Annotated in this window: 16 protein-coding genes; 1 reads left to right on the top strand and 15 read right to left on the bottom strand. The window is 61.9% G+C overall.

The window, feature by feature from the left end; translation table 11 throughout:
- Window positions 1-66: 66 nt before the first annotated feature.
- A complete protein-coding gene (locus tag ACI2KB_RS16980; protein WP_404636345.1) occupies window positions 67-957 on the top strand; it encodes a LysR family transcriptional regulator in 891 nt (296 codons plus the stop codon).
- 176 nt (window positions 958-1,133) lie between these two features.
- On the opposite strand, the gene ACI2KB_RS16985 is transcribed toward ACI2KB_RS16980, so the two are convergent.
- The 15 genes from ACI2KB_RS16985 to ACI2KB_RS17055 are packed head-to-tail and all read right to left on the bottom strand — an operon-like array spanning window position 1,134 to window position 15,199.
- The gene (locus ACI2KB_RS16985; protein ID WP_404636346.1) at window positions 1,134-1,580 is read right to left on the bottom strand and encodes an excinuclease; all 447 of its coding nucleotides are present in this window, start codon (window positions 1,578-1,580) and stop codon (window positions 1,134-1,136) included.
- Window positions 1,581-1,606: 26 nt separating this feature from the next.
- On the bottom strand, window positions 1,607-2,062 hold the full coding sequence (locus tag ACI2KB_RS16990; RefSeq protein ID WP_404636347.1) for a hypothetical protein: 456 nt from the start codon (window positions 2,060-2,062) through the stop codon (window positions 1,607-1,609).
- Window positions 2,063-2,091: 29 nt separating this feature from the next.
- A complete protein-coding gene (locus ACI2KB_RS16995) occupies window positions 2,092-3,318 on the bottom strand; it encodes a beta-ketoacyl-ACP synthase (protein WP_404636348.1) in 1,227 nt (408 codons plus the stop codon).
- Complete coding sequence (fabG, locus tag ACI2KB_RS17000; RefSeq protein WP_404636349.1) at window positions 3,318-4,058, bottom strand: 3-oxoacyl-ACP reductase FabG; 741 nt, start codon at window positions 4,056-4,058, stop codon at window positions 3,318-3,320. Before fabG ends, ACI2KB_RS16995 begins: the two co-directional genes overlap by 1 nt.
- Entirely contained in the window at window positions 4,051-4,515 is a 465-nt protein-coding gene (locus ACI2KB_RS17005) for a 3-hydroxylacyl-ACP dehydratase (RefSeq protein WP_404636550.1), read from the bottom strand. The genes fabG and ACI2KB_RS17005 overlap by 8 nt, the downstream gene beginning before the upstream one ends.
- A 5-nt stretch (window positions 4,516-4,520) precedes the next feature.
- Window positions 4,521-5,717, bottom strand: a complete 1,197-nt coding sequence (locus tag ACI2KB_RS17010) for a beta-ketoacyl-[acyl-carrier-protein] synthase family protein (protein WP_404636350.1) — start codon at window positions 5,715-5,717, stop codon at window positions 4,521-4,523.
- Window positions 5,714-6,202, bottom strand: coding sequence for a hypothetical protein (locus ACI2KB_RS17015; RefSeq protein ID WP_404636351.1), 489 nt, complete (start codon window positions 6,200-6,202; stop codon window positions 5,714-5,716). The genes ACI2KB_RS17010 and ACI2KB_RS17015 overlap by 4 nt, the downstream gene beginning before the upstream one ends.
- On the bottom strand, window positions 6,199-6,945 hold the full coding sequence (locus ACI2KB_RS17020) for a class I SAM-dependent methyltransferase (RefSeq protein WP_404636352.1): 747 nt from the start codon (window positions 6,943-6,945) through the stop codon (window positions 6,199-6,201). Before ACI2KB_RS17020 ends, ACI2KB_RS17015 begins: the two co-directional genes overlap by 4 nt.
- A complete protein-coding gene (locus ACI2KB_RS17025; protein WP_404636353.1) occupies window positions 6,942-8,189 on the bottom strand; it encodes an NAD(P)/FAD-dependent oxidoreductase in 1,248 nt (415 codons plus the stop codon). The genes ACI2KB_RS17020 and ACI2KB_RS17025 overlap by 4 nt, the downstream gene beginning before the upstream one ends.
- On the bottom strand, window positions 8,176-9,351 hold the full coding sequence (locus ACI2KB_RS17030; protein ID WP_404636354.1) for a sodium:proton antiporter: 1,176 nt from the start codon (window positions 9,349-9,351) through the stop codon (window positions 8,176-8,178). Before ACI2KB_RS17030 ends, ACI2KB_RS17025 begins: the two co-directional genes overlap by 14 nt.
- Window positions 9,348-11,705, bottom strand: a complete 2,358-nt coding sequence (locus ACI2KB_RS17035) for an MMPL family transporter (RefSeq protein WP_404636355.1) — start codon at window positions 11,703-11,705, stop codon at window positions 9,348-9,350. The genes ACI2KB_RS17030 and ACI2KB_RS17035 overlap by 4 nt, the downstream gene beginning before the upstream one ends.
- Window positions 11,677-12,378 (bottom strand): outer membrane lipoprotein carrier protein LolA, encoded by a 702-nt coding sequence (locus ACI2KB_RS17040; RefSeq protein ID WP_404636356.1) that lies wholly within the window; start codon window positions 12,376-12,378, stop codon window positions 11,677-11,679. Before ACI2KB_RS17040 ends, ACI2KB_RS17035 begins: the two co-directional genes overlap by 29 nt.
- The gene (locus tag ACI2KB_RS17045; protein ID WP_404636357.1) at window positions 12,372-12,800 is read right to left on the bottom strand and encodes an acyl-CoA thioesterase; all 429 of its coding nucleotides are present in this window, start codon (window positions 12,798-12,800) and stop codon (window positions 12,372-12,374) included. Before ACI2KB_RS17045 ends, ACI2KB_RS17040 begins: the two co-directional genes overlap by 7 nt.
- Window positions 12,793-14,337: a histidine ammonia-lyase gene (gene hutH / locus ACI2KB_RS17050; RefSeq protein ID WP_404636358.1), complete on the bottom strand. Its 1,545-nt coding sequence runs from the start codon at window positions 14,335-14,337 to the stop codon at window positions 12,793-12,795. The genes ACI2KB_RS17045 and hutH overlap by 8 nt, the downstream gene beginning before the upstream one ends.
- A complete protein-coding gene (locus tag ACI2KB_RS17055; protein ID WP_404636551.1) occupies window positions 14,318-15,199 on the bottom strand; it encodes a glycosyl transferase in 882 nt (293 codons plus the stop codon). Before ACI2KB_RS17055 ends, hutH begins: the two co-directional genes overlap by 20 nt.
- Window positions 15,200-15,253: the final 54 nt, after the last annotated feature.

A 15,253-nucleotide genomic window follows, 5' to 3' on the forward strand; every position in this document is an offset into this window, starting at 1 on the left:
GCTAACGATTCCTTCCAATATATTGTTCGACCTAATTGATAGGTTTAACGACTTAATGGTGAAGCCATGGAATTACGTCATCTGCGCTACTTCATCGCAGTTGCCGAAGAGCTGCATTTTGGACGGGCCGCCGAGGCACTGGGCATTTCCCAGCCGCCGCTGAGCCAGCAGATTCAGGCGCTGGAGCAGGAGCTGGGCGCACGCTTGTTCGAGCGCACCAACCGACGAGTGGAGCTGAGTGAAGCGGGCCGTCTGTTTCTCGACGAAGCGCGGCTGGCGCTGGCCCAGGTCGAGAAGGCCTCGGACGTCGCTCGTAGGGCGCAGTTGGGGGAGCTGGGTGAATTGAAAATCGGCTTCACCGCGTCTGCACCGTTCACGTCGAGCATTCCGCAGGCGATCTTTGCTTTTCGCCAGCGTTACCCGGCCGTGCACCTGGCCTTGCAGGAGATGAGCAGCCGGGAAGTGGCTGAGCGGCTTGAAGAAGCGTCGATGCAGGTCGGGATCATGCGGCCTCTGCCATTGCCGGATTCACTGGTGGCCGTGGAGTTGCTGCGGGAGCCGCTGGTGGCGATTCTGCGTTCTGATCATCCGCTGGCCGACGGCAGCGAAAAGGGGATTTATCTCAAAGAACTGGCGAGCGAGCCCTTCGTGTTCTTTCCACGCAGTTACGGCAGCGGGTTGTATGCGCAGTTGCTGAGTCTGGCTCGGGATGCGGGGTTCAGCCCTTTGTTCACGCAGGAGGCGGGGGAAGCGATGACGATCATCGGTCTGGTGGCGGCGGGGTTGGGGGTGACGGTACTGCCTGCGTCCTATCAACGTATGCGTATCGATGGCGTGGTGTATCGCACGTTGCTCGATGACGAGGCGACATCGGCAGTGTGGCTGGTACAACGCAAGGATCAGAAATCGCCCATGGCCAAGGCGTTTGTGGAATTGGTGACGCGTAAGGCGGGGTGATGGAAGTCTCGCTAGACCGCGCCGATGCCTTCGCCACCAAGGCGGCTCCCACACGTTCAGTGCCGATCCATTGATTTCGGCACCTCCCAATCCATGTGGGAGCCGCCTTGGTGGCGAAGACAACAGCCCGGATGCCTCAGGAGCAGACGCCCTCGGCAAGTCGCATGGTCGAAGGTTTACTGCACCTTCGCCAGATCACCCTTCAACGCAACGCCCGCCATCAAAGCACCGGCATGGCACTCGTAGGTGGCCGGGTCTTTGCGTTCGATGTTTTTGTAGTTACTGGCGATGTTTACCACTGCGTTGGCGCCCGCACCTTTGGCTGCGTCATTCAGGCGCAGGATGGCCGACTGCAATGCCCACTCACACGCTTCGCTATCGGTCTTGTTGAAAGCATTGGTTTTCGTGCTGGTCTTTGCATTTGGCGAGAGCACCGTGACCTTGCCCTTTGGCGCGACCCCGGCCAGGTAGAATTTCACCGTGCCGTCCAGTTTCTTCTCCTGAATCATCTGCGCGACCACTTTGTCGAACGGCAGGTACAGGGCGGTGTCCCTTGCCTGACTGATACCTGGCAATACGCCCAGAACGACAGCGGCGGTGGCAGCCAATCCTTTCATTTTCATTGCTTCACTCCTTGATGGATCAACGTTTATTGAACGGTCTGAGGCACGCCTTGGGGCGTTACACCGTCGGCAATGTTCCTGGCGGTAGTGTTTGCTTGATCGTCGCGCAGCTCACGCAGAATGCCCTTGTCCAGCAACCGCACCCAGCGGTTGTAGTTCTTGTGAATCTTGCCGTCCTTGTAATCCAGGCCCCGGCTGTCGCGGTATTTGATCTGGTAGAAATCGAGGGTGTAGGGAATATCGATTTCCGCGTGGAACTCCCCACGAACAGTAATTTGCGCCTGAATCAGACCGGGGTCGATTCGTTGCACCTCCCATTTGCGCTTGACCAGCGTCGTCAGAATCGCATGCTTCATCTGTTCATCATTGGGGTGCAGTGTCGTGGGCAGGCTGCGGCCGGGGTTCATCAAGGGCTTGCTGGTACAGGCCGTGACAGACACAAGGGCCAGAGCGATCAGTAAAGCGCGAAACAGGGAGGGCATTCCATTTCTCCAGAGGGTAGGTACGGCGGTCATGGCCAGCGACGGAAGATCAACGATGTGTTGACCCCGCCAAAAGCGAAGTTGTTGTTCATCACGAATTCGTGGTTCATGTGGCGTGGTTCGCCGCGCAGATAGTCCAGTTCGCCGCAGCGGCTGTCGACGTTGTCCAGATTGAGCGTGTGGATGTACCGATCGCTGTTCAGCATTTCGATGGTGAACCACGATTCCAGCGCGCCGCAGGCGCCGAGCGTGTGACCCAGAAAGCTCTTTTGCGAGCTGATGGGCATGCCCGAGCCGAACAGGCTTTGGGTGGCCAGTGTTTCAGCAATGTCACCTTGCTCGGTGGCCGTGCCGTGGCCGTTGACGTAGCCGACAGCCTCGGGCGTCAGATGGGCGTCTTCCAGCGCCAGTTCCATGGCCCGACGCATGGTGATTTGCTCGGGGCGGGTGGTGTGGACGCCATCGGCGTTGCTGCCGAAACCGACGATCTCCGCATAAATCTTCGCGCCCCGCGCCAGCGCGTGCTCCAACTCTTCCAGCACCAGCATCCCGGCGCCTTCGCCGATCACCAGGCCGTCACGGCCTGTGTCATAAGGGCGAGGGCTGGTGTGTGGCGCGTCGTTTTTGAGGCTGGTGGCGTACAGCGCGTCGAACACCATGGCTTCGGTCGGGCACAACTCTTCGGCGCCGCCCGCGAGCATCAGAGGCAGGCGTCCGAACTTGATCGCCTCATAGGCATAACCCACGCCCTGGCTGCCGCTGGTGCAGGCGCTGGAGGTCGGGATCAAGCGCCCTGTGAGATTGAAGAAGATGCTGATATTCGCCGCCGTCGTGTGCGGCATCATTCGCACGTAGGAGTTGGCGTTGAGGCCGTCTGCCACCGAGTTCAGCAGCATGTTGCCGAAGGCCTTGATCTCGTCGGTGCTGCCCGTGGACGAGCCACAGGCCACACCCATGCGCCCGTCGCGGATGATCGGGTCGTCGAGTAGCCCTGCGTCACGCAGCGCCGCTTCTGACGCGCCGACGGCCAGTCGCGAGACGCGCCCCATGCTGCGCAATTGCTTGCGTGTCCAATGCGCGGGCACGGCGTAATTGTCGATGGGACCCGCCAGACGGGTGTTCAGCTCGCTGAAACGGTCCCACTCGTCCATACGCCGGATGCCGCTGCGGTTCGCGCTGAAGTTGGCTTCGATGCTGGCCCAGTCGCTGCCCAGCGAAGTGATACCGGCCATGCCGGTGACGACAACGCGCTTCATCAGCACAAGCCTCCGTTGACTGCCAGCACCTGGCGGGTGATGTACGCGGCTTCGGCCGACATCAGGAAATTCACGGCACCGGCCACTTCCTCCGGCGTGCCCATGCGTTGCGCCGGGATCATTTTCAGCAGTTCGTCCACCGGCACATTTTCGTCGAGCATTGCGGTGTCGATCAGGCCTGGCGCGACGCAGTTGACGGTGATCTTGCGTTTGCCCAGCTCGATGGCCAGCGCCTTGGCCGCTCCGATCACGCCCGCTTTGGAGGCGCTGTAGTTGACTTGGCCGCGATTGCCGATCAGGCCTGAAACCGAGGTGATGCAAACGATTCGGCCAGCGCTGCGGCGGCGAATCATCGGCATCATCACCGGGTGCAGCACGTTGTAGAAACCGTCGAGATTGGTGCGCAATACGCTGTCCCAGTCGTCTTCGGTCAGGGCCGGAAAGGCGCCATCGCGGGTCAGCCCGGCGTTGCACACCACGCCGTAGTAGGCGCCGTGGGCTTCCACGTCCGCCTCCAGGATTTCCTTGCACGCGGCACGATCAGCCACGTCGAATTGCAGCACTCGCGCGTGACGTCCCAGTGCCTGGATTTCGGCTTGCACGGCGCCGGCCTCGGCACGCCCGCTGCGGCAATGCAGCACGATGTCGTAACCTGCGCGGGCGAGGCGCAGCGCGATGGCGCGGCCAATGCCACGGCTGGAACCGGTGACCAGAATTGAGTCAGTCGCTGAGTTAGTCACTGCTGGCTCCTTCAGCCAAATAGCCCGCCGATTGCGGCGGGCGGTAAACGTTGAGTCGAGCGGTGGCGTCAATGCCGGGGCCGCTTAAATGGCATTCGAAAACGCCCATGCCGCTGTCATCCTGCAACGACCGTTGCGCGTGAATGATCAGTTCGCTTCCTGCCGGAAACTGGTCGACGTTGCACTCGAACTTGCGCGTGCCGAGCAGGAAGCCCAGCTCGACCGCCTCGCCTTTTACCTTGGCTTGGCACCCGGCGTAGGCCGCGACGCTTTGCGCCATCAATTCGATAGCGATCCACGCGGGCAGGCTGCCATCGACACGATTGAACAGGCCGCCGGGGCGCACGTGCACGCGGGTCCGGATCTCTTCTTCACCGAATTCGATCACTTCGTCGATGAGGATCATGTCGCCAGCGTGAGGCAGCAACTGCGCGGGCGGCCACGAAGACGGGGTCATAGCGGTCATTCGCCGTCTCCGATGATCAGGCTGACGTTGTTGCCGCCGAACGCAAAGGAATTGCTCATCAGGCGACGAGGTCGGGTGTCTGGCAGCGCATCGCCCGGTTGTACCCAGTTCAGCGCAGGCAGGCTTGTATCGGCCTGTTTGTCCCAGACGTGAGGCGGCAGTTGGCGGGCGCTGTTTTCAGGCGCCAGTGCCAACCAACAGAACGCCGCTTCCAGCGCGCCCGCAGCGCCCAGTGTGTGGCCGCTCATGGGTTTGGTCGACGAGCACGGCACGCCTTCGGGGAAAATGGCGTGCACGGCCAGGGACTCCATCGCATCGTTGTGCTGGGTGGCGGTGCCGTGCAAGTTCAGATAATCGATGTCGCGAGGGTGCAAGCGCGCATTGTCCAGCGCGTTTTGCATGGCTCGCTGCGCACCTTTGCCGGTCGGCTCCGGGGCGGAAATGTGGTGGGCGTCGGAGCTGGCACCTGCACCCAGCAGCGCGATCCGGTGATCGCCACTGGCCTGGCGGGTCATCAGAAACAGCACAGCCGCTTCGCCAATGTTGATGCCGTTGCGGTTGACCGAGAACGGATTGCAGCGCTGGTCCGACACGGCTTCCAGCGATGAAAAACCGTTGAGGGTCAGTTTGCACAGGCTGTCCACGCCACCACAGAGCACGGCATCGCACAGGTTCATGTCGAGCAGGCGACGGGCGCTGAGCATGGCCCGAGCGCTGGACGTGCAGGCTGTGGAAATCACGTAGCTCGGTCCGCTCAGATCGAGCCATGACGCCAGGAAGTTCGCCGGTGCGCTGAGTTCCTGCTGGTGGTAGTCGTAGTCGCCTGGGAACGCCTCATCGCGCAGATAAGCCGCGATTCCGCGACTGGCTTCATCGATACCCGACGTGCTGGTGCCCAGAATCACGCCAACGCGATCCCGGCCGTATTGATCGATAGCCTGCTGAATATCCGATTCGATCTGCAACGCGGCGGCGAGCAGCAACTGGTTGTTGCGGCTGGACTGTTGGGCAACCACTGCCGGAATCTCCGGCAGTTGGCTTTTCACGGCACCGACCGGCAACGCCCGCTCCGGCACCCAGCCGCTTTCGGTGCGCATGCACGAGGTGTCGCCTGCGAACAGTGTTCGCGCAACGCTGGCGCGGTCATCGCCCAGCGAGCAGATCAGCCCCAGTGCATTGAGGTAAGCGGTCATTTCGAAGCCTTGCCTTCCAGCGGACTGACGACGTATTGCAACTCACCGCCCTCCAACGTGATGCGGAAGATGCCTTCGGAGGCGTAGTCAACGCGCCAGCGATCTTCCAACGTACGGGCGTGAGGCAAGAGCACAACACCGGGGTAATCGAAACGCGCTTCCTCGTTGGAGGTCAGGGCGAACAGCACGGCGGCGAACAGCTCGCGGGCTTCGGGGTTGGGCGGCAGCAGGCCGTCTGCGGTCCAGGTTTCTTCATACAGTTGCTGGCGCGCGAGGGGAATGCCCAGCGGGTCCATCAACGACCAGCGCAGGCCGTGGCGTTCTTTCTGCACCACCAGCAGCCAGTCCTGACGCTGGCCTGCCTGCTCGCGCTGAACGTGGAGTTGCTTGGGAAACTTGATGTGCGGAATCTGCGCAGGCAGCGGCGCGTGGCTCGTGCAGGCACTCAACAGCACGGCACAGAGCAGCAAAAGGGCGCGAATCATGGTGTGTCACCTTCGTTTTTTGCCTGTAGCGGTTTGCGTACGACGGCGTTGACCAGCGTCTCTTCGCGTTCGCCAAAGGGCTTGGGTTTGACCAGTTTTAAACGTTCCAGCAGGCCGAAATCCTTGGCGCGGCTCCACCACAGGTAGGGGTAGGAGACGTTGTGCGCGGTGAATTGAAAACCCTCCTCGCGCAGCATGTCCAGGTATTGCGCTGCACTCTTCTGCACGTGCATCGGATGGCGGAAGAACCAGCGAATCACCCACGTGTCGATGTAGGCCTCGGTGGATTCGGCAAACAGCAAATAGCCGCCCGGCTTGAGCACGCGGTAGAACTCGGCGAGGGCCTTTTCCTGCTCGACCAGATGATGGAACGTCTGGTGACAGAACACCATGTCGACGCTGGCGTCCGGCAGTTTCAGCGAGGCGCAGTCGCTGCCGATCAGCTCGGCATTCAGGCGACGGCGGGCGGCCTCTTCAGCGCTGAGTTTCAGGCTGAGCGGATCGGCGTCGACCCCCAGAATCTTCGACGGGTTGAACACCGTGTGCAGGTACTGGAACGACTTGCCCTGTCCGCAACCGGCATCGAGGATCACCGGGTTTTGGGGCGGGTGCTCGTCGAACAGGCTGCGCAGGTCGTTGATTGCCACGCGCAGCACGTGATGTTGCCAAGTGTGGCTGCGCAGGAACGCAAAGCCGATACGGGTCTCTTCAACGTAGGTGCTGGAATAAAATTGCTCACTCATTGGTCAGCACTCGCGCAGATTTCAGTCAGCATGCGCAGGCGACGTTTGGGTTCGGCGACGAACGGGTTGCGTTCATCCCACGCGTATCCAGCGAGGATCGAGCAGATCATGCGGCGAATGTCGTCGGTGCTGTTGGGATAAAAAATGACGTCCTGAAAGCTGCCTTCGTACCAGCCCTCGACGTAAGCGCGGAAGGTATCGACGCCTTTCTTCAGGGGGGCGGCAAACTCGGTTTCCCAGTCGACCGTTTCACCCTGTAACTGGCGATGCAAGACGCCTGCGGCCATGCTTGCCGAACGCATGGCGATGGTCACGCCCGAGGAAAACACCGGGTCGAGGAATTCAGCCGCATTGCCCAACAGCGCGAAGCCTTTGCCGTACAAGGTTTTGACGTTGGCCGCATAGCCGCCGATGGTCCGCGCCGGTGTGTCCCAGACCGCGTATTGCAACACGCGGCTCAGGCTCGGTGTTTCGTCGATAAAGGCGCGCAGGCAGGCATCCAGGTCTGCGGGTTTGTCCTCGAAGCGTTCGGCCGAAGCGACCACGCCCACCGAGCAACGGCCATTGCTGAAGGGGATCGACCAGAACCACACGTCGCGCATCGTGGGATGCACGGTGACCAGAATCTTCTCGCGATCAAAGCCTTGATCATCGATACGGTCTTCAACGTGGGTGAACACGGCCTGACGCAGCGGGAAGTCCGACGGGGCTTCAAGGTCCAGCAAACGCGGCAGGACGCGACCATAGCCGCTGGCATCGAGCACAAAACCGGCCGTTATGCGATAGCGACTGCCGTCTTCACACTGCACGTCGAGCACCGGCTTTTCAGCGGCAAAGTCAGCGGCGATCAGGGTTTGCTCATAGCGGATTTCCACGCCTTGACGCTCGGCCTCATCTGCCAACAATTTGTCGAAATCGGCGCGTTGTACCTGAAAGGTCGTTGGCTTGCCGTTGCTGAAGGTCTGCCCGAAATCGAACGCGCTGTACTGCTCGCCGCAGGCGAAGGCCGCGCCGTTCTTCAACTGAAAACCCGCCGCTTTCACCGCGTCGAGCATGCCCGCTTCTTCGACAAAATCCAGGCAATGCGACAGCAGGCTTTCGCCAATGGAGAAGCGCGGAAATTGCTGACGCTCGATGATCAGCACGTCGTGACCCTGACGCTTGAGCAAGGCAGCGGCGATGGCGCCGGACGGACCGGCACCGATCACGACAATTTGGCGGGATTCCATTTCAGCTATTGGCACAGGATTTCCTTCTCGGCTGTTTGACGGCTTGCGCGTCGTGCAAAGGGAATAGGCGGTTCATGCCCAGGAGGGCTGGCAACAGCGTGGCGATCAGGCTCATGGACATTAGCGCGAAATACAGCGCCGGGCTGATCAGCCCCTGTTGCAACAGCAGGTTGAGAAAAACGATTTCGCTCAGGCCGCGAATATTCAGCAGCACGGCCTCTTTCCAGCGCACGGCCCCAGAGAAGGAGGGCGTGGCCCAGCGCACGCCGAGCCAGTTGCCGAGCAGTTTGCTGACGATGGGCAGGGCGATCAGCATGGCCAGATTCAGCCAGCCCAGATCGCCCATGGCGCTGTGGACGTTGATCTGCACGATGCCGAAGGTGAGGATCAGCGGGATCGCCAGAGTGTGCTGCAATGCCCTGAACCACGAGGTCTTCAGCGGCAGTGCGAAGGGTTGTTTGAGGGCATTCATGCACAACAGGTAGCCGATGCCGAGGATCAGCGCGTTGGTCTTGTAATGCTCGGCGACCATCAGCAGGGCGAAAAACACCAGCCCGTAGAGCCGCGCCTGACGCAGATTGAGCAAGCGCAGCAACAGCGGCGTGCAGGCGCCGAGCAGTGGTAGGGCGAGGCTGCTCAGGTGCAGGCTGCCCTGGGCCAGACCGAACAGGCTCCAACAGGCCAGGTCGATGAGAATCGCGGTCTGTACCAGACGGCGTGTGGCTTCGGGCGGATAGCCGATGTGGTGTAAGTACAGATAAAGCACAGGAATGGCGGTGATCGCGAACACCAGTCCCAACGCCAGCGAGCTGAGCCAGCCTTGGATCGGCAGCCACCAGACGGCGCAGGCGACGCCGCAGAGGAACGGCACGCAAAAGCTTGGCAGCGCGACTTTCAGGCTCTGGCGGTCGAGTCGTACGTCGATCACGTCACTGAGAATGTGTCCCAGCACCACGGCGAAACTCAGGCCATACAGGGTTTTAAGCCAGAGAGGCGTGACCAGTTGCGCGCCGCCCAATTGCCAGTGAGGCTCGACCCAGAACAGCATCAACAGCGGCAGGCCGAAGGTCGCCAGCAGCAGCTGGCTGACGATCGGGATCAGGTTCAAATGACGGCCCATGCGGGTCGCCAGCGCGAACAGCGCCAGTACCATAATCCAGAACGCCGCGATCATCATGCCGTTGCTTCCTGCTCCGAACGCGCCCCGGGGGCGTCATGGCGACCCGCCCACGGTGCGAGCATGAAGCTGAAGGCCAGCCCCAGACTGACCGACAAGCCGAAATTGCTTATCGCAGGCGTGCTGGAAATCGCCAGCAGGCCGAACGACAGCCAAGTCGTCGCGGCTGCCAACAGCGTGCCCAGCAGGCTGACGGCAGCGCCGCCGATCTGCTCGCGCATGAGAATCGCGTAGTCAACACTGATTGCGGTTACCAGCAACAGGCCGAACAGGCTGAACAGCGTCAGTGGCTGGCCGAGCCAGCCCAGGCTTGCCAGGCTGCACAGCGCCGCCAGCAATGGCAGCGCGACCACCCGCAACGCGCCACGCAGGCCAAAGGGCAGAATCAGCAGGGCCACGATCAGGGCGCAGGACAACAGCTTCAATTCGGCGGCACTGACTTGGGTGGCGGCGAACACGTTGTTCAAGTCACCCAGCCGGTCCACCAGTTGTACGCCGGGCAGGTCTTGCGCCTGAACACGCAGCCGCGCGGCGTCGTTGAGGCCTTGCAGGCTGACGATTCCGGCCACGCCGTCCTGATGACTGCCCATCCACAGCAAGCGCCAAGGCTCACCAAGCGGACCGGCGAGCACGCTGTCGATGTCTTGATCGGGCAGGGCGCGTAGGGTGGTCAGTTCCTTGGTCAACGCTTCCAGCGGCACGCCGAGGTCCAGCAGCGGTTGCCAATGCTGTGGCAGGGCATCAAGGGCTTTGCGCGTGGCGTCCTGCCGGGCAGGCGTGGCGACCAGTTGATTCAGCGCGAGATAGCCTTGCAGCTTGTTCAACATCTCCAGTTGATCGAGACGCTCACTGAGTGCGGTCTGACGCTCCAGCAATTGCTGCTGATCCGCGCCACGCACCAGAAAGAACTGGCTGGTGGGTTGATAACCGGTGATGCGCGCAACGGCTCGGGCCTCGTCGGTGAGGCTCGGCGGTGCGGCGATCCACTGGCGGATATCGTTCTTGGTGGTCAGGTGCCAGAGGCCTCCTGCGCAGAAGATCAGCAGCAGGCCCAGCAATACCGGCGTGCCGATACGGGCGAGCAGCCGGGTACGCAAATCGACCAGCCTCTGCGCGGCCTTGAGTGGCCAGTGCGCTGGGCGCAGTTCTACGCCCTTGAGCAGCGCAGGCAGCAGGCACACGGCGCACAGGTAGGCACCAATCAGGCCCGCTGCCGAGAACGCGGCGATCTGGGTCAGCGCCGGGAACGGCGTCCAGGCCAGCGCCAGATAGCCGATGCAACTGGTGGCCAGGCTCAGGCTCAGCCCTGAAAGTGTGAGGCGTAAAGCGGGCCAACTGCGCCAGGGTTTCAAGCTCCAGCCTTTGGAGAGGTAGTGCAACGGATAATCCACGGCCACGCCGATCAGGCTCGACCCCAACACCAGCGTCATGACGTGCATCTTGCCGAACAGCGCAATGCAGGCGGTGGCGCCGAACAGCATGCCCACCAATACAGGAATGAACGCCAGCAACACCCGCCAGCGCTTGAAGGCCAGTAAGAGCAGCAACAGAATGCCCACCGTTGCGCCACCGCCAACCCACGTTATTTCCTGCGTGGCCTGTTGCTGGCCGTGGGCGGCGTAGAGCAAACCACTGGCAGCGAGTAGTTGGGCGTCGCTGCTCGATGCTTGAATCCGGGCCTTGTCGAGCAATGCCGAGACCTTCAACGGCAGGCTCATGTCGAACGCATCAGCATGGGTACGTGCTCGCAGCAGCACCCAGCGCTTGCCGTCGGCGTTGGCGATCAGCGCGCCGCTGCCGATGTCCAGTTGTACCGATCCTCGGTTGGGCTGGCTGTTCTGGATTCGACCGGTCAGGCCCAGCCAGTCGTCCTGGCTCGGCACCAGACTGAACCCGGTGAAGGGGTCGAACAGGCTTTGCACGCGCTTTTGTATGAAGGCATCCGGGTGCTCGATCAGCTCGTTACGGTCGCCGGCCGAAAGCATCGCCAGACGGCCTTGCAGCAATTGTTGGCGCAGGGCCGGGAGGTCGGCTTGCAGGTTCCACTGCACCTTTTCAAACAGTCCGCTGGCTTGCCATTCATCGCCGATGCGATGGGCCAGATCGATGGCCTGCTGTTTGTCCGCATGCCCGACCAGCACCAGCATCTCGCGGTTCAGCGGTTCCTGAATGCGTTGCTCGGCGCGCAGCTCCAGCGCATCGGGACTGCTGCCGGGCACTAGCTCCATCAAGTTCGCTGACAGCGGCGCGCCCGCATGCCATTGCCATCCCGCCAGTGCGAGTACCGCCAGCAGAATGATCAGGAACAGGCGTGGCATCAGCTTCTCAATGGGCAAAATCAGCGCGCTCCGCATCGCTCAGCGGCTGGGCGCTGGTGCTGTCGATCATCTTCAGGAGTGTGCTGTCGCCCTGGGTTTCCAGCAGCTCTATGCGCTGCACCAGGGCGCCGCCGTCGATGTTGATCTGCTTGAAAATCTGTTGCAGCAGCATCGAGCGCGGCACCAGTGTCAGGTGCCAGTCTTGCGCGTCACCCGTGACGTGCAGCTCGAAGTCCCGCTGCAAGCCGCTGCTGTCACCTTGCAGCACCGCGAGGAACAACCGGTTCTGCTCGGCGCCTGCGGTCTTGCCGGGGATCATCTGCCAACTGCCGTCGGCGTCTCGGCGGGCGATACCGGCGGTGTTGATGCGGTAATCCTGCTTGAGGGGCGTGTTCAGCAGCCACAGCAGACCGTAGTCCTTGGCCAACACGAAATTGCCTTTGCTGGTCAACGGCTGTGGCAGCGAGCGCAGGTGTTTCTCCTGTACGAAACCGCCGTGGATCACGCTGGGTTTGGCCAGTTGCTCGCTGAGCTGTTGCAGGTCGAAGGCGTGGGCGTTGAAGCTCAAGAACAGAAGTGCGAACACTCCCCCTGTAGGAGCGCGCTTGCCCGCGATGGCGGCATACCAATCGCTGATGCGTTGGCTGACACTATGCGTCGTCGGATTGCCGCCCAGACCAAGCGCGCTCCTAAAAAAGGCCGTCAGCATTGCAGCGTCCTCTCAACCGCATCGACAAACACCTTGGGCGAGGCCAATTGCATCTCGCGATCCTCGATCCGCACCGCCACTTGCACGGTGCTGGCGCGAGTCAGCCGTTCGCCGGTGGCGATGTCGGTGATCAGGTAGTCGATCTTCAGACGGTTTTCCCATTCCACGAGGCTGGCGCGCACGTTGATGCGCTGGCCGAACACCGCGCCGCGTACGTAACGCAATTGCAGGTCGATTACCGGCCATGCGTAACCCGATTCGAGCATGTGCGTGTAGTTGTGACCGAGTTTGTCGAGCAGCGCGCAACGGGCCACTTCCAGGTATTTCACGTAATGCCCATGCCAGACGACGTGCATGGTGTCGACGTCGAAAAATGGCACCAACAGTTCGGTGTCTTCGTGGATCACGCCTTTGTTACGCATGCAGCCTCCAGTGTTGCGCGGCGATGCGTTGCAGGCACAGGCGCAGCTCGCCTTCCAGCGCTCGGTCTTCGATGACGGGAGGAAAGTCTTCGCGTAGTTGTTCGTGCATGGCAGCGAGTACGGGCGGCAGGGGGCGCGCATCGGCATCGCGGCTGCGCAGCCAGACGCCCTGGTTGGCAGCGATCAACGTGGCGGCGGCAACCTGTTCGGTCAGCTCCAGCACACGAATCGCATCCCGCGCGGCGATGGTGCCCATGCTCACCTTGTCTTGGTTGTGGCACTCGGTGGAGCGCGAGAACACGCTGGCCGGCAGGGTGTTTTTCAGGGCTTCGGCGGTCCAGGCGCTGGCGCCGATCTGCACGGCCTTGAAGCCGTGGTTGATCATCGCGCGGTCTGCTGGCGAGCCGGACAGATTGCTCGGCAGGCCATGGTTGTAGCGCTCATCCACCAGCAGGGCCAGTTGGCGATCCAGCAGGTCGGCGACGTTGGCCACAAGGTTTTTCAGGCTGTCCATGGCGAAGGCGATATGGCCGCCGTAGAAATGCCCGCCGTGCAGCACGCGCTCGGCTTCAGCGTCGATGATCGGGTTATCGTTGGCGCTGTTCAGCTCGATTTCGATGAAGCCGCGCAGCCAGTTCAGGCTGTCGGCCAACACACCCAGCACATGGGGCGCGCAACGCAGCGAATAACGGTCCTGCAAGCGATGCAACGGCGCGGTCGGCGCGTCGATGGCCAGATCCTTGCGCAGCCAGGCCGCGACTTGGGTTTGACCCGGATGCGGTTTGGCAGCGAATAGACGCTCGTCGAAATGCTCCGGGTTGCCCTGCAAAGCCACCACGTTCAGCGCGGTGATGCGGGTGGCGAGTTTGAGCAGGTAATCGGCGCGGGCATAGGCCAGGCAGGCCAGGCCGGTCATCACAGCGGTGCCGTTCATCAACGCCAGCGCTTCTTTCGGACGCAGCACCAGCGGGTCCCAGCCCAGTTGGCGATGCACATCAGCGGACTGACGACGCTCGCCCTTGAACATCACTTCGCGCTCGCCGGACAGGGTCGCAGCGACGTAGGACAGTGGCGTCAGGTCGCCACTGGCCCCCACCGAACCCTCTTCCGGGATCAACGGCAGGATGTCGTGTTCAAGGAAGGCTTGCAGACGTTCCAGCAACTCGACGCGCACGCCCGAAACCCCGTGGCACAACGAGCGCAGGCGCGCCGCCAAGACTGCACGAGTGGCCTGCGCATCGAGAATCTTGCCCAGCCCGCAGCCATGGAAGGTGTACAGGTGGCGAGGCAGGGCTTCGACGTGCTGCAACGGCACGGCCACCACGCAGGAGTCGCCGTAGCCTGTGGTCACTCCGTAGATGACGCCTTCCTTGTCCAGCAGCGAATCGAGGAATTGCGCGCCTTTGGCGATGCGCTGGCGGTACTCGTTGTCGCCTTGCAGCGCGGTAGGGCGCTGGCGGTTGGAGAGGGCCAGGACTTCCTCGATGCTCAGAGGGCGTTCGCCGAAGATGATCGGTTCAGGAGCTGGGTTCGTCATCGGATTTCCAGAACGGGTAGAAGTTGAACCACTGCTGCGGCGCTTGCAGGCAGTAGTGCGCCAGACGGTCGGCGTAACGTTGAGTGGATTGCGCGATCACCTTTTGGCGATCACTGCGGCGCCATTCGATGGCCTCCGCGAAAGGTTCAAGCACCACGCGATAACCGCTCTGGCCCTTGAGGCAGAAAATCAGGTTGATCGGGCATTTCAGCAGGCCTGCCAGTAGCCAGGGACCTTGGGGAAAGGCCGCCGAGTGACCGAGAAAGTCGACCCTGACGCTGCGCCCGCCGTGCAACGGAATGCGGTCACCGGCAATCGCCAGCCACTCACCGCGATCCAGACGCTGGCTCAGTTGCAGCATGATCGCTGGGTCCAGTTCGCTGACCTGAATCAGCCGCAGGTTGGTAGCGCCTGCCTCCCCTAATAGACGGTTAAAACGCTCGGCGTGTTTAGTGTGAACCAGCACGTTCATCGTGACCTTCTCACCCAACTCGGCCAGCGCGCGGCAGACTTCGAGGTTGCCCAGGTGCGCGCCGACCAGCATCTGGCCTCGCTCACCGCGCAATTGGTCTCGCAGGTGGGCGTGGTCCACGATCTCGATCTGATCGATCTTCAGCTTGCCGTTCCACACGTCGAGCTTGTCGAGCAGGGCATCGGCGAAGGCCATGAATTGCTGGAACACGCGCCAGATCGTCGGACGCAGTTCGGGGCGTTGGCTCCAGTCGGCCAGACGCTGCTGGTATTCGGTCGCGCTATGACGGGCGCCACGGCCGAACAGGAAAAAATACAGCACGATGCAATGCAGAATCGGGCTCAACACGCGGCGGCCCAAGACTTTCACGCCCCAAGCCGTGAGCTTCATCAGCAGGAAACTGCCGCGCTCTTCGTGCTCTGCCCAGTGTTGCTTGTCCTCGGC

It is taken from the genome of Pseudomonas sp. NPDC088444 (assembly GCF_044900175.1).
Lineage (GTDB): Bacteria > Pseudomonadota > Gammaproteobacteria > Pseudomonadales > Pseudomonadaceae > Aquipseudomonas.